The organism is Paracoccus sp. SSK6 (assembly GCF_039770665.1).
Classification (GTDB): domain Bacteria; phylum Pseudomonadota; class Alphaproteobacteria; order Rhodobacterales; family Rhodobacteraceae; genus Paracoccus.
The window spans coordinates 256910-269182 of the sequence record NZ_JBDPNJ010000001.1; the positions used below are offsets into that span (position 1 = coordinate 256910).

14 protein-coding genes are annotated in these 12273 nt (G+C 69.3%); all 14 read left to right on the plus strand.

Going from position 1 to position 12273, the window contains the following annotated elements; all coding sequences use genetic code 11:
- Positions 1–2 precede the first annotated feature (2 nt).
- The 14 genes from cyoC (at position 3) to AAIL68_RS01360 (ending at position 12264) form a co-directional block, all read left to right on the plus strand.
- On the plus strand, positions 3–620 hold the full coding sequence (cyoC, locus tag AAIL68_RS01295) for a cytochrome o ubiquinol oxidase subunit III (RefSeq protein WP_347137678.1): 618 nt from the start codon (positions 3–5) through the stop codon (positions 618–620).
- Positions 620–1036 carry a cytochrome o ubiquinol oxidase subunit IV gene (locus AAIL68_RS01300; RefSeq protein ID WP_347137679.1) on the plus strand — a complete coding sequence of 139 codons (417 nt, stop codon included), beginning with the start codon at positions 620–622 and terminating at the stop codon, positions 1034–1036. Before cyoC ends, AAIL68_RS01300 begins: the two co-directional genes overlap by 1 nt.
- A complete protein-coding gene (locus tag AAIL68_RS01305) occupies positions 1033–1713 on the plus strand; it encodes an SURF1 family protein (RefSeq protein WP_347137680.1) in 681 nt (226 codons plus the stop codon). Before AAIL68_RS01300 ends, AAIL68_RS01305 begins: the two co-directional genes overlap by 4 nt.
- 250 nt (positions 1714–1963) lie before the next feature.
- Positions 1964–2935: an AAA family ATPase gene (locus AAIL68_RS01310; protein ID WP_347137681.1), complete on the plus strand. Its 972-nt coding sequence runs from the start codon at positions 1964–1966 to the stop codon at positions 2933–2935.
- A gap of 2 nt (positions 2936–2937) precedes the next feature.
- A complete protein-coding gene (locus tag AAIL68_RS01315) occupies positions 2938–3762 on the plus strand; it encodes a DUF58 domain-containing protein (RefSeq protein ID WP_347137682.1) in 825 nt (274 codons plus the stop codon).
- Positions 3759–4094: a hypothetical protein gene (locus tag AAIL68_RS01320; RefSeq protein ID WP_347137683.1), complete on the plus strand. Its 336-nt coding sequence runs from the start codon at positions 3759–3761 to the stop codon at positions 4092–4094. The genes AAIL68_RS01315 and AAIL68_RS01320 overlap by 4 nt, the downstream gene beginning before the upstream one ends.
- A complete protein-coding gene (locus AAIL68_RS01325; RefSeq protein WP_347137684.1) occupies positions 4091–5038 on the plus strand; it encodes a VWA domain-containing protein in 948 nt (315 codons plus the stop codon). Before AAIL68_RS01320 ends, AAIL68_RS01325 begins: the two co-directional genes overlap by 4 nt.
- Positions 5026–5925 (plus strand): VWA domain-containing protein, encoded by a 900-nt coding sequence (locus AAIL68_RS01330; RefSeq protein ID WP_347137685.1) that lies wholly within the window; start codon positions 5026–5028, stop codon positions 5923–5925. Before AAIL68_RS01325 ends, AAIL68_RS01330 begins: the two co-directional genes overlap by 13 nt.
- On the plus strand, positions 5922–6536 hold the full coding sequence (locus AAIL68_RS01335; protein ID WP_347137686.1) for a hypothetical protein: 615 nt from the start codon (positions 5922–5924) through the stop codon (positions 6534–6536). Before AAIL68_RS01330 ends, AAIL68_RS01335 begins: the two co-directional genes overlap by 4 nt.
- The gene (locus AAIL68_RS01340; RefSeq protein WP_347137687.1) at positions 6530–7687 is read left to right on the plus strand and encodes a hypothetical protein; all 1158 of its coding nucleotides are present in this window, start codon (positions 6530–6532) and stop codon (positions 7685–7687) included. The genes AAIL68_RS01335 and AAIL68_RS01340 overlap by 7 nt, the downstream gene beginning before the upstream one ends.
- Positions 7688–7781: 94 nt before the next feature.
- Complete coding sequence (locus AAIL68_RS01345; protein ID WP_347137688.1) at positions 7782–9380, plus strand: ABC transporter substrate-binding protein; 1599 nt, start codon at positions 7782–7784, stop codon at positions 9378–9380.
- Positions 9381–9506: 126 nt separating this feature from the next.
- Positions 9507–10487 (plus strand): ABC transporter permease, encoded by a 981-nt coding sequence (locus AAIL68_RS01350; RefSeq protein WP_347137775.1) that lies wholly within the window; start codon positions 9507–9509, stop codon positions 10485–10487.
- Positions 10484–11389 (plus strand): nickel transporter permease, encoded by a 906-nt coding sequence (gene nikC, locus AAIL68_RS01355; RefSeq protein WP_347137689.1) that lies wholly within the window; start codon positions 10484–10486, stop codon positions 11387–11389. Before AAIL68_RS01350 ends, nikC begins: the two co-directional genes overlap by 4 nt.
- A complete protein-coding gene (locus AAIL68_RS01360; RefSeq protein ID WP_347137690.1) occupies positions 11386–12264 on the plus strand; it encodes an ABC transporter ATP-binding protein in 879 nt (292 codons plus the stop codon). Before nikC ends, AAIL68_RS01360 begins: the two co-directional genes overlap by 4 nt.
- Positions 12265–12273: the final 9 nt, after the last annotated feature.

Here is a 12273-nt window from a genome sequence, read left to right on the forward strand (position 1 = left end):
CCATGAGCACCGTCAACCAACAGGCCCCCGGCAGTTTCTGGGAGGTCGAGCCGCACCACCATCACGAAGGCGCGTCCACCAGCATCGGCTTCTGGGTCTACCTGATGAGCGACTGCCTGATGTTCGCGATCCTTTTCGCGACATTCGGGGTGCTGGGGGGCAGCTATGCCGCCGGGCCGGGGCCGAAGGCGCTGTTCGACCTTGAACTGGTCGCGCTGAACACGGCCTTCCTGCTGCTGTCGTCCATCACCTATGGCTTTGCCATGCTGGCGATGGTCAAGGAGAACGTGCGCGGCACGCTGGTCTGGCTGGGGATCACGCTGGTCTTCGGCCTGCTGTTCCTGGGGGTCGAGCTTTACGAATTTAGCCACCTGATCCACCTGGGCGCGGGGCCGCAGCGGTCGGCCTTCCTGTCGTCCTTCTTCGCGCTTGTGGGCACCCACGGGCTGCATGTGGCCTTTGGCTGCCTGTGGCTGGTCACGCTGATGATCCAGGTCGGCCAGCGGGGGCTGATCCCCGCGAACCGCCGCCGCCTGGCTTGCCTGTCGATGTTCTGGCACTTCCTGGACGTGATCTGGATCGGCGTCTTCACCTTTGTCTATCTGCTGGGGATGATCTGATGCCCTCTATCCAGGCCGAAGGCAACAAGCACCACGCGCAACGCCGCGCTGAATCGCATGGCGACCATCACGACGATGGCCAGGACCATGGCAGCGTCCGGTCCTACCTGACGGGCTTTGTGCTGTCGGTGATCCTGACGGCGATCCCCTTTGCGGTGGTGATGGGCGGCGGCTTCGAAAGCCGCCTGCTGACCGCCGCTGTGGTGGTCGGAATGGCGGTGGTGCAGATCCTGGTTCACATGGTCTTTTTCCTGCACATGAACACCCGCAGCGACGAGGGCTGGACCATGATGGCCCTGATCTTCACGGTCGTCATCCTGGTCATCGTCCTGGCCGGATCGCTGTGGGTCATGTATCACATGAACACCAACATGATGCCGCAGATGAACCACGAGGCCCTGGGCCTGGGCTCGTGACCGCCCGCCGCCCTGTCGGGTTGCTGGTCGCGGCCGGGATCGCCTTCGCGGTCCTGATGGCGCTTGGCGTCTGGCAGATCCAGCGGCTGGCCTGGAAGACCGACCTGATCGCCCGCGTCGAGGCGCGCGTGGCGACAGAGGCGGTGCCCGCGCCGGGGCCTGACGAATGGGCGGCGCTGACTGCGGAGAATGCCGAATACCGCCGCGTCACGGTGACGGGGGAATATGCGCCCGACAGCGACGTTCTGGTGCAGGCGGTGACGGAGCGCGGGCCGGGCTTCTGGGTGATGACCCCCTTTGCCACGGACCAAGGCTGGACACTGCTGGTCAACCGGGGCTTCGTCGCCGCAGACCTCCGCGACGACCGGCCCTTGCCTGCCGGGCCGCAGTCCGTCACCGGCCTTCTGCGCCTGTCGCAGCCCGCCGGGGCCTTTCTGCGCGCCAACGACCCCGCCGCTGGACGCTGGTATTCCCGCGACACGCAGGCCATTGCCGCCACCCTGAGCCTGCCCGATGCCGCGCCCTATTTCATCGACGCCGAGCGCGCGGGCGAGGGCCAGCCCATCGGCGGCCTGACCGTGATCGCCTTCCGCAACCACCACCTGTCCTATGCGCTGACCTGGTTCGCCATGGCAGGCGGGCTGGTGGCGCTGACGATCTATGCGCTGCGCCGCTGAACCCCGACCTGGCGGAGGCCATCGCCTTCGTCCCGTGCCTCCATAGCCGCCCATGCCGCCGGCGGGTCGGGGGGAGGCGTCTTTGGCGGCACCCAGTCACGCGGGCGGGAAAACGCGGTGCATTTCTGATTCCGCCCGATCTCCCTGGGACATTTTCAGACCAAAGTGGCAGGAAAATCCCCTCTTTAGCGCTGGATCACCGCCCCACGCAGTTGCACACTGAGCATGTTCAGCGCGAGGGGAGGAAGCGATGGACGATCACAGCGAACAGGCCACGGAACAGGCCCATGCCGTCCGCCGCCTGGGATCCGAGATCGGCGCCACGCTGATCGGCCATGACGTTCTGGTGGAACGCCTGCTGATCGCCCTGCTGGCGGGCGGCCACGTCCTGATCGAAGGCCCGCCCGGCATCGCCAAGACCCGCGCCGTCAAGGCCCTGGCGGCGCATCTGCCGGGCAGCCATGCGCGCATCCAGTGCACGCCGGACCTCTTGCCATCGGACCTGACCGGCACGCAGGTTTTCCGGCCCGAGACCGGCGGTTTCGACTTCATCCCCGGCCCGATCTTCCACAGCCTTGTGCTGGTGGATGAGATCAACCGCGCGCCGCCCAAGGTGCAATCCGCGCTGCTGGAGGCGATGGCCGAAGGGCAGGTCACGACCGGCGGCACCACCCGGCCATTGCCCGATCCCTTCATGGTCGTGGCGACCCAGAACCCCATCGAACACGAAGGCACCTTCCCGCTGCCCGAGGCGCAGCTCGACCGCTTCCTTCTGCACCTGCGGCTCGATCTGCCGGGGGCCGAGGCCGAGCGCGCGATCCTGGACCTGGTCGAGGCCGAGGCGGTCGCGCCCCCGCCCCTGCGCGGCACGGCGGTCACGGCTGCCGACCTGTCCCGCGCGCGAGCCGAGGTGGCGCGGATCCATCTGGCCCCCGCGCTCAAGGACTTCATCGTCCGGCTGGTCATGGCGACCCGCCCCGGCGGCGCGGTGGCGGAATGGGTGGAACATCCCGTGTCCCCGCGCGGTACGCTGGCCCTGGCGGCGGGCGTGCGGGCGCGCGCCTGGCTGCACGGCCGCGAGCACGGCCTGCCCGAGGATGCCGAGGCCTTGGCTGCCGATGCCCTGTCCCACCGCCTGATCCCCGCCTGGTCGGCCAGCGGCGAAGGCCGTACGGGCCGCAGCCTTGTGGCCGAGATCCTGGCCCAGGTGCGCCCGTGGTAGCCTTGCCCGCCGGCCTGCCGGATGCGCCGGGCATCCGCCTGACCGCCGCCGACCTGATGGGGCTGCGCGATCAGGCCCCCAGCCGGGGCAGGCACCGGCCCCTGACCCGGCGCGCGGGGGCCGTTCCTGCCCGGACGGCGGGCGGGGGCATGGATCTGCGCGAAATCCGCGCCTATGTCGCGGGCGACGATCCGCGCCGCCTGGATCCGGCGGCGACCGCGCGCACCGGCCATCCCCATATCCGCAGCCTGCACGAGGATCGCGACGACACGATCCTGCTGGTCGCCGACTTCCGCACGCCGATGCTGTGGGGCACGGGCGCGGCGCTGCGCTCGGTCCGTGCGGCGCGGCACCTGGCGCAGGCAGGCTGGCGCGTGGCCGGGCGCGGCGGGTCGGTCGCGCTGCTGATGATGGCGGGCAACCGGCCAACCGATCTGGCCGGAGGCGGCGGCGAAGGCCACATGGCCGCGATCTGCCGCGCCATGGCCCGCCAGCATGACGAGGCCCTGTCCGCCCCCGCCGACGCCCCCCTGGCCGAAGGGCTGGCCCGCGCCATGCGCCTGTCGCCATCGGGTGGGCGGGTACTGATCGCTACTGGCCCGGACGGCTGGCAGGGATCCCAGGATGCCCTGGTGGCCCTGGCCCGCCGCCGCGCCCTGACGCTGGCGCTGATAATGGACGAGGCCGAATTGCAGCCCCCGCGCGGCCCGCTGGCCGTCAGCGATGGAAGCCACAGCCGCATCGCCCGCCTGTCGGCCCCCGACCTTGCCGCCGACCTTTCCCGGCTGCGCGCGCTTGGCGCGACGGTGATCGAGGTCATGCCGTGAGGCGCGACGAACTGCTGGCGCAACTGTCCCCGCCACGCCTGCCGCTGGACATGGCGGCCCTGGGCTGGCGCGAAATGCTGGCGCTTGCCGCGCTCGGCCTGCTGGCGGGGTGGCTCATCGCGCTGGCGCTGCGCCCGCTGATGGGGCGCAAGCCCTCGCGCCGTGCGCTGATCCGGGCCACGCGCGGGATGGCGCCCGAAGCGCGCATCCTCGCCATCGCCCGCATCCTGGGCCGCCTGCCGGAGCCGCTGCGGGCCGCCGCCTATGGCGCGGTGCCTGCGCCCGACGACGACGCCATCGAGAAGATCGCGCTGCGACGGGGTCGCCGGTGAGCCTCGCCTGGCCCTGGCTGCTGCTGCTTTTGCCCCTGCCGTTGCTGCTGCGGCGCCTGTTGCCGCCGATGGCGGTGCCGCGACCCGCGCTGCGCCTGCCCGCGCATCTGCTGCGCGCGGCCGAACCGGCCCATGCGGCACGGCGCAGCGGGCCCTGGCTGGCGGGGCTGGCCTGGCTCGCCCTGGTCCTGGCCCTGGCCGGGCCGCGCGTCGAGGTCGCGGGGGACGTGATCCCGGCATCCGGACGCGACATCGTGCTGGTCATCGACCTGTCGGGCAGCATGTTGAAAGAGGATTTCTTCCTGGACGGCCAGCCGGTCACGCGCCTGGACGCGGTAAAGCGGACGGCATCGGCCTTTGTCGCGGCGCGCCGGGGCGACCGGATCGGGCTGGTGATCTTTGGCGAGCGCGCCTATTTCGCGGCCCCCCTGACCTTCGACGTGGAGGCCGTCGCCCGCGCCATCGACGAGGCGCAGATCGGCATATCCGGGCGCGGCACGGCAATCTCGGACGGGCTCGGCCTTGCCGCCAAGCGGCTGGCGCGCAGCGACGCGCCGACCCGCGTGATCGTGCTGTTGTCGGACGGGGTCGATACCTCGGGCAGCGTGCCCGCGGTCGAGGCCGCGCGGCTGGCCCATGACCACGGCATCCGCGTCCATTCCATCGCCCTCGGCCCCGAGGATCTGGAAAACCAGCCCCGATCGCGCGACGCGGTGGATGTGGCGACCCTGCGCGCCGTGGCCGAGGTATCAGGCGGCGAAAGCTTCCGGGTCCGCGACGCCGCCGACCTGGAGGCCATGGCCCGCAGCCTCGATGCGCTGGAGCCGAACCCCTCGGCCCGCCCGCCCATGCGGCTGTGGCAGCCGTTGTGGATCTGGCCCGCCAGCGTTGCCGCGCTGTGCCTGTTCCTGATCGCGGGGGGGCGGCGCGGATGGACGGGCTGATCCTGCTGCGCCCCCTGTGGCTGCTGGCATGGCTACCGCTGGCGGGACTGGTCCTGCTGCGGCTGACGCGGCTGCCCGATGCGGGGGGATGGGAACGGGTCATGCCCCGCGACATGCTGCACGCGATGCAGGCGCTGGGGCATCTGGGCGGGCGGCAACCGCTGTGGCAACGGCTGCTGGCGCCCGGCGCGCTGGCGCTGCTGATCGGGGCCATGGCCGGGCCCGCGCTTCCCCGCACCGATGCCCCGGTGCTGGCGCAGGCCGATGCGGTGGTGCTGGCGGTGGATCTGTCGCCCTCGGTCGCGCAGGGGGCGGGGCTGGACCAGGCCAAGCTGGCGGCGGCGGGGCTGGCGCAGGGCCTGTCGGGGCGTCCCGTGGGGCTGATCCTTTACGGCGGCGAGGCCTTCACCGCATCCGCGCCGACGCTGGACATCGCCACCTTGCAGACGCAGATCGGCGTTCTGGACGGCGATACCATGCCGGGCAAGGGCTCGCGCCCCGCCGCCGCCATCGGCATGGCCGCGCAGATGTTGGCCGGGCTGCCGCGCGCCGATCTGGTGCTGATCTCGGACGGGGGCGGGGTGGACCGGCAGGCCGTGGCCGAGGCCGACCGGCTGGCGGGTCAGGGCGTGCGGATTTCCGCGCTGCGGCTTGACGGGCGCGCGCCCGAAGCCCCTGCCGCGCCGGGGGATGCGCTGGACCGGCTGGTGCGCGGCGGAACGGTGATGGGGTGGGAGGATATCGACACCCTGGCCGCCCGGCTGGCCCGCAGCGGCGGATCGACCCGCGATCCGGTCCTTCAGGCGCTGCAATACCGCGACTTTGGTCCTTGGCTGGCGCTGCTGGCCCTGCCACCCCTGCTGGTCATGCTGCGGAGGCAGGAATGAAGCCCGCGCTGATCGCCCTGGCAGCCCTTGCCGCGCTGGCGGTCGCAGGTCCCGAAGCGCTTGGCCGCCTTGCGCTTCATGCTGGGCTTGACCGCCCCGCCGCCGCCCTGCTGGACGACCCGGCGGCGCAGGGCGTGGCGCTGTACCGCCTGGGCGACTATCCCGCCGCCGATGCGGCCTTTGCCAAGGCGGGGCGGTCGCAAACCTATAACCGTGGGCTGTCGCTGGCGGCTGTGGGGGATTACCCGCTGTCGGTCGCCTATTTCGACGCGATGCTGTTTGCCAATCCCGCCGACGAACAGGCGCGGGCGAACCGCGATCTGGTGGCCGCGATGGTTCCGCCGCATCAGGGCGAGTCCACCGCGCCGGGCCGGATCAAGGGGGCGGGCGGGATGGAGGCGGGGGATGTGCCGATCTCGGCGCTGCTGGCCAATGCCTCGGGGCCGGAATGGGAAAAGCGGCTGGACGCCAAGGGCCTGGCCGCGACCGACCAGTGGCTGGACACGATCACCGACGATCCGGGCGAGTTCCTGAAGCTGCGCATCCGCGCCGAATTCGACCGCCGCGCCCGCCTTGGCCTGATCCGGCCCGAGGAGGGCGACCCATGGTGATCCGTGCCGTCCTGATCTGGCTGGTCCTGGCGGCGGCGGCCCTGGCGCAGGGCGACACCCGGCTGATGATCCTGCACGACCACGGCAATCCGGTCGTGTCGGAAATGGTCGAACTGACCATCCGGGGCGAATACGACCTGACCGTCTCGCTTGAGAAGATGGAGTTTCCGAACTCGCCCGACTACGACTGGATCCAGATCGCGCGGGACGACTGGCACAAGGAACGCGTGCAGGGGCGGCTTCTGCAAATCTTCGAACGCAGGATCGCGCTGTTTCCCCGCCGCGAAGGCGCGCTGACGGTCGGCCCCATCAGCCACAAGCTGACCTATGTCACCGCAAACGGAAAGCGGGCGGAAACCACCGTCACCGCCGCGCCGTTCACCCTTGCCGTGCGGCCTTTCCCCGCCGATGCGCCGCCGCTGTCGGCCCGACAGCTGACCCTGACGGACGAACTCTCCTCCGACCCCGGCACGCTGCAAAAGGACGAGATCCTGACCCGCCGCGTCACCATCGAGGCGCTTGGCACGCTGGCCCACCAGCTGCCCGCCCGTCCCGACCTGTCCGAGCCCTGGCTGATCAGCTTCACCCAGCCCGAACAGCGCGAAACCGTGCTGACCGAGGCGGGGCCGGTCGCCCGCGTGGTCTGGGAATGGCAGCTGCGCCCCAGGACCGGCGAGCCCGCCATCCTTCACGCCGAGGCGTTTTCCTGGTTCGACACCGGCAGCCGCCAGGTCGAGGTGGCGCCGCTGAAGCCGATCCCCTTCGGCTTCGCGGGCTTCGGGTCGAACTTCGGCGCCCGGCAGGTGGCCTGGCGCAACTGGCCCCTTGCCGCCCTGGCCATGGGCGGGGGCATGGCCGCATCCCTGGCCCTGATGCTGCAAGGGCAGGGGCTGCTGCCTGCCGGGGCATTGCGGCGCCGGTTGCGCCGCCTGCGGCCCGGCCCCCATGCGCGGGCCATGCGCCGGGCCGCCGCCACGGGCGACCTGCCGGCCCTGCGCGCCGCCGCCGACCGGCACCTGCGCTGGCGGGGCCAGCCCGCGCCCGCGCTGCTGTCCGATCTGGACCGCCAGCTTTATGCCGCCGCACCCCCGCCAGGCTTTGATGCGCATCATTGGTTGAGGGCCTTCAACCGGACGTTGCGGCATCGCTGATTTTCAAGGGCTTGCCACCCGGCCCGCCTTGCGCCACGCTGCCCGTTATGCAAACCCGCGCTCAACGTGGGATGACGGAAACAGGGATAGCATCATGAAACATCTATTGACCCCGCGCGCGATCCTGCTGGCATCGGCCCTTGCTATCGCGCCCGCGGCCTGGGCCGAAACGCCCGCCGACACGCTGGTCGTGGCCGCCGCCATCGACGACATCATCAGCCTGGACCCCGCGCAGAGCTTCGAGTTCTCGGGCAACGACGTGAACCAGAACACCTATGACCGGCTGGTCGATTTCGATCCGCTGGACATGGGCGCGGGGTTCAAGCCGTCGCTCGCCGAAAGCTGGGAGGTCAGCGAGGACGGGCTGTCCATCACCTTCAAGATGCGCCAGGGCGTGACCTTCCATTCCGGCAACCCCGTCCGGGCCGAGGACGCCGCCTGGTCGCTGCAGCGCGCGGTCAAGCTGGACAAGACCCCGGCCTTCATCCTGACCCAGTTCGGCTTCACGGCCGACAATGTCGAGGAAAAGATCACCTTCGACGACACCAGCCTGACCCTGCACATGGACAAGCCCTATGCGCCGACCTTCGTGCTGAACTGCCTGACCGCCAACGTGGCCAGCGTGGTGGACAAGGAAACGGTCATGGCCAATGTGCAGGGCGACGATCTGGGCAACACCTGGCTGAACACCAACGAGGCCGGATCCGGCCCCTATGTCCTGGCCGCCTGGCGCCCGAACGAAGCCGTGCAGTTCACCGCCTACGACGATTATTACCAGGGCGCCCCCGCGATGAAGCGCGTGGTGGTCCGCAACGTCGCCGAATCCAGCGCGCAGCGGCTGCTGCTGGAACAGGGCGACATCGATGCCGCCCGCAACCTGTCGCCCACGGATGTTGACTCCATCGGCTCGGTGGAAGGCGTGAAGATCCAGGACGAACCGCGCGGCCGCATCCTTTACATGGGCCTGAACCAGAAGGATCCCGTGCTGTCGAACCCGAAGGTCGTCGAGGCGATGAAATACCTTGTCGATTACGACGGCATCGCCAACAGCTTCCTGAAGGGCACCTTCGTGCCGCACCAGTCCTTCCTGCCCAAGGGCTATCTTGGCGCGCTGGAGGACATGCCCTGGACCCATGACGTGGCCAAGGCCAAGGCGCTGATCGATGAGGCGGGGATGTCCGGCAAGACCATCACCACCAAGGTCCGCGACCTGCGCGAATATGTGGACGTGGCCCAGGCCCTGCAGGCGTCGATGGCCGAGGCCGGGCTGACCCTGGAAATCCAGCAGATGACCGGCGCGCAGGTTCTGGACGCCTATCGCGCCCGCGACGTGCCGATCTTCCTGGGCGAATGGGGCCCGGATTATTCCGACCCGAACACCAATGCCGCGACCTTCGCCTATAACCCCGACAACAGCGACGAGGCGCAGGCCACCGGCCTTCTGGCCTGGCGCAACGCCTATGCCGTGCCCGAGGCGATGAACGAGGCCACCCTGGCCGCGACGCTGGAACAGGACGGCGACAAGCGCGCGCAGATGTATATCGACATCCAGAAGCAGTATCAGGCCGAGGCTCCGATCGTGCCGCTGTTCCAGCGGGTCGAGAACACGGGCCTGCGCGACAACGTGCAGAACTGGAATTCCGGCGGATCCGTGACCTCGGTCATGTATCGGCAGGTCACGAAGGGCGAATAAGGCTTGGCCGTATCCGATACCGACACCGCTGGCCGGGGGGTGGCTCCGCCCCCCGCGCCGAACCCCCCGGCGCCGAACCATCGCGCCGCCGCCCGCCGCCGCCGTGCGCGCAGCGTCAGTGGCACGATCCTGTCGCTGGTCCTGACGATGCTGGGCCTGCTGCTGGTCACCTTCATCATCGGCCGGGTCATGCCCATCGACCCGGTGCTGAAGGTGGTGGGCGACCGCGCATCCCAGGCGCAATATGACGCGGCCTATCAGGCCATGGGTCTGGACCGGCCGCTTTACGTGCAGTTCGCGCGCTATCTGGGCGATGTGCTGACCGGCGATTTCGGGCGGTCCATTTCCACCGGGCAGCTTGTGGTGGACGACATCAAGCGCGTCTTTCCCGCGACCTTCGAACTGGCGACCCTGGGGACGCTGATCGGCGTGCTGATCGGCGTGCCGCTGGGTGTCATCGCCGCCGCGCGGCGGGGCGGAGTGGTCGATCAGGTCGCCCGCGTGGTGGCGCTTGTGGGTTATTCCATGCCGATCTTCTGGCTGGGTTTGATGGGGCTGCTGGTCTTCTACGGCATCCTCGGCTGGGTCGGCGGGCCGGGGCGGCAGGGGATCATCTATGACGGCATGATCCCGACCGTCACCGGGCTGATCCTGGTCGATTCGCTGATCGCGGGCGACTGGGGCGCCTTCAAGGACGCGTTTTCCCACATCATCCTGCCCGCCAGCCTGCTGGGCTATTTCAGCCTTGCTTATATCAGCCGCATGACCCGCAGCTTCATGCTGGAACAGCTTTCGGCCGAATACATCACCACCGCCCGCGTCAAGGGCCTGTCCGAACGCGCGGTGATCTGGCGCCACGCCTTCCGCAACATCCGCATCCCGCTGATCACCGTGATCGCGCTGTCCTTCGGATCGCTGCTGGAAGGATCGGTCCTGACCGAGATCATCTTTTCCTGGCCCGGCCTTGGCCAATACATCACCAAAGCGCTGCTGTCGGGCGACATGAACGCGGTCCTTGGCGGCACCGTCGTCGTCGGCACCTGCTTCGTGGCTTTGAACCTGTTCAGCGACATCCTGTATCGCGTCCTGGACCCGAGATCGAAATGAACCAGACCAGACGCGAATGGCTTCTGTCCGACGCCCCCCAGACCCGCCGGCAGGCGCGGATGGGGGCGCTGTATCAGGGCTGGCTGACCTTCCGGGGCAACAAGCTGGCGATGCTGGGGCTGATCGTGCTGGTCCTGCTGATCGGCATGGCGATCTTCGCCCCCTGGCTGTCGCCGCAAAGCCCCTTCTCGCAGAACCTTGCGAACCGGCTGCAACCGCCCTCGGCGGAACACTGGCTGGGCACCGACGCGCTTGGCCGGGACATCCTGTCGCGGCTGATCCATGGATCGCGCATCACCCTGTTCATCGTCGGCACCGTGGCGCTGATCGCGCCGATCATCGGGCTGTTCATCGGCACGGTGGCGGGCTTCGCGGGCGGCTGGGTCGATCAGGTGCTGATGCGGATCACCGACATCTTCCTGGCCTTCCCGAAGCTGATCCTGGCCCTGGCCTTCGTCGCGGCCCTTGGCGCCAGCATCGGCAACGCGGTCCTCGCGCTGGCCCTGACCGCCTGGCCTCCTTATGCGCGTCTGGCACGGGCGGAAACGCTGACCATCCGCAACGCCGACTTCATCGCCGCAGCCCGGCTGCAGGGGGCGGGGCCGCTGCGGCTGCTCATCAAGCATATCTGGCCGCTCTGCATCAGTTCGCTGATCGTGCGGGTCGCGCTGGACATGGCGGGGATCATCCTGTCGGCGGCGGGCCTGGGCTTCCTGGGCCTTGGCGCGCAGCCGCCGATGCCCGAATGGGGGGCGATGATCTCGGACGGACGGACCTATATCCTGGATTTCTGGTGGGTCGCCGCCATGCCGGGAATCGCGATCTTCATCGTCTCGATGGCCTTCAACCTGCTGGGCGACGGGCTTCGCGACGTGCTGGATCCGAAGGGGGCCAAGGAATGACGCTGCTGTCCGTCCAGAACCTGCGCGTGACCTTCCCGACCCGGCAGGGCACGTTTGATGCCGTGCGCGGCATCAGCTTCGACCTGGGCCGCGAACGCTTGGGCGTGGTGGGCGAATCCGGGTCCGGCAAGTCGATGACCGGCCGCGCCATCCTGGGGCTTGTCCGACCGCCCGGCCGGGTGACCGCCGACCGGCTCGACCTCGAGGGCCAGTCGATCCTGAACCTGCCGGAACGCCGGATGCGCAAGATACGCGGCAACCGGATCAGCATGGTCATGCAGGATCCCAAGTTCAGCCTGAACCCGGTGATGACCATCGGCGACCAGATCGTCGAGGCCTATCGCCTGCACGCCGGCGGTGCCAAGTCCGCGGCCCGCCAGAAGGCGCTCGACATGCTGGCCGCCGTCCAGATCCGCGACCCCGAGCGGGTGATGGGCGCCTATCCGCACGAGGTGTCGGGCGGGATGGGCCAGCGGATCATGATCGCCATGATGCTGGCACCCGACCCGGAAATCCTGATCGCGGACGAGCCCACATCGGCCCTGGATGTCTCGGTCAGGACCGAGGTCCTGAACATCATGGACCGGCTGGTGCGCGACCGGGGCATGGGCCTGATCTTCATCAGCCACGACCTGAACCTTGTCGCGCAGTTCTGCGACCGAGTGCTGATCATGTATGCGGGCCGGATCGTGGAAACGCTGGCCGCGCGCGACCTGCACAAGGCCCGCCATCCCTATACCCAGGGTTTGCTGAACAGCCTGCCGCGCCTGGATGCGCCGGTGGAGCGCCTGCCGGTTCTGCAACGACAGGACAGCTGGCGGAATGGCGACACGATCACCCAAAGCCTGGAAACCGAATTTCCGGGGGGCCTCTGATGCTTCTTC

Excerpts from the sequence above, each read along its gene's own strand:
- nikC (WP_347137689.1), top strand. The coding sequence starts at position 10,484 with ATGAACCAGACCAGACGCGAATGGCTTCTGTCCGACGCCCCCCAGACC.
- AAIL68_RS01310 (WP_347137681.1), top strand. The coding sequence starts at position 1,964 with ATGGACGATCACAGCGAACAGGCCACGGAACAGGCCCATGCCGTCCGC.
- AAIL68_RS01335 (WP_347137686.1), top strand. The coding sequence starts at position 5,922 with ATGAAGCCCGCGCTGATCGCCCTGGCAGCCCTTGCCGCGCTGGCGGTC.
- AAIL68_RS01345 (WP_347137688.1), top strand. The coding sequence starts at position 7,782 with ATGAAACATCTATTGACCCCGCGCGCGATCCTGCTGGCATCGGCCCTT.
- AAIL68_RS01330 (WP_347137685.1), top strand. The coding sequence starts at position 5,026 with ATGGACGGGCTGATCCTGCTGCGCCCCCTGTGGCTGCTGGCATGGCTA.
- AAIL68_RS01300 (WP_347137679.1), top strand. The coding sequence starts at position 620 with ATGCCCTCTATCCAGGCCGAAGGCAACAAGCACCACGCGCAACGCCGC.
- AAIL68_RS01340 (WP_347137687.1), top strand. The coding sequence starts at position 6,530 with ATGGTGATCCGTGCCGTCCTGATCTGGCTGGTCCTGGCGGCGGCGGCC.
- AAIL68_RS01360 (WP_347137690.1), top strand. The coding sequence starts at position 11,386 with ATGACGCTGCTGTCCGTCCAGAACCTGCGCGTGACCTTCCCGACCCGG.
- cyoC (WP_347137678.1), top strand. The coding sequence starts at position 3 with ATGAGCACCGTCAACCAACAGGCCCCCGGCAGTTTCTGGGAGGTCGAG.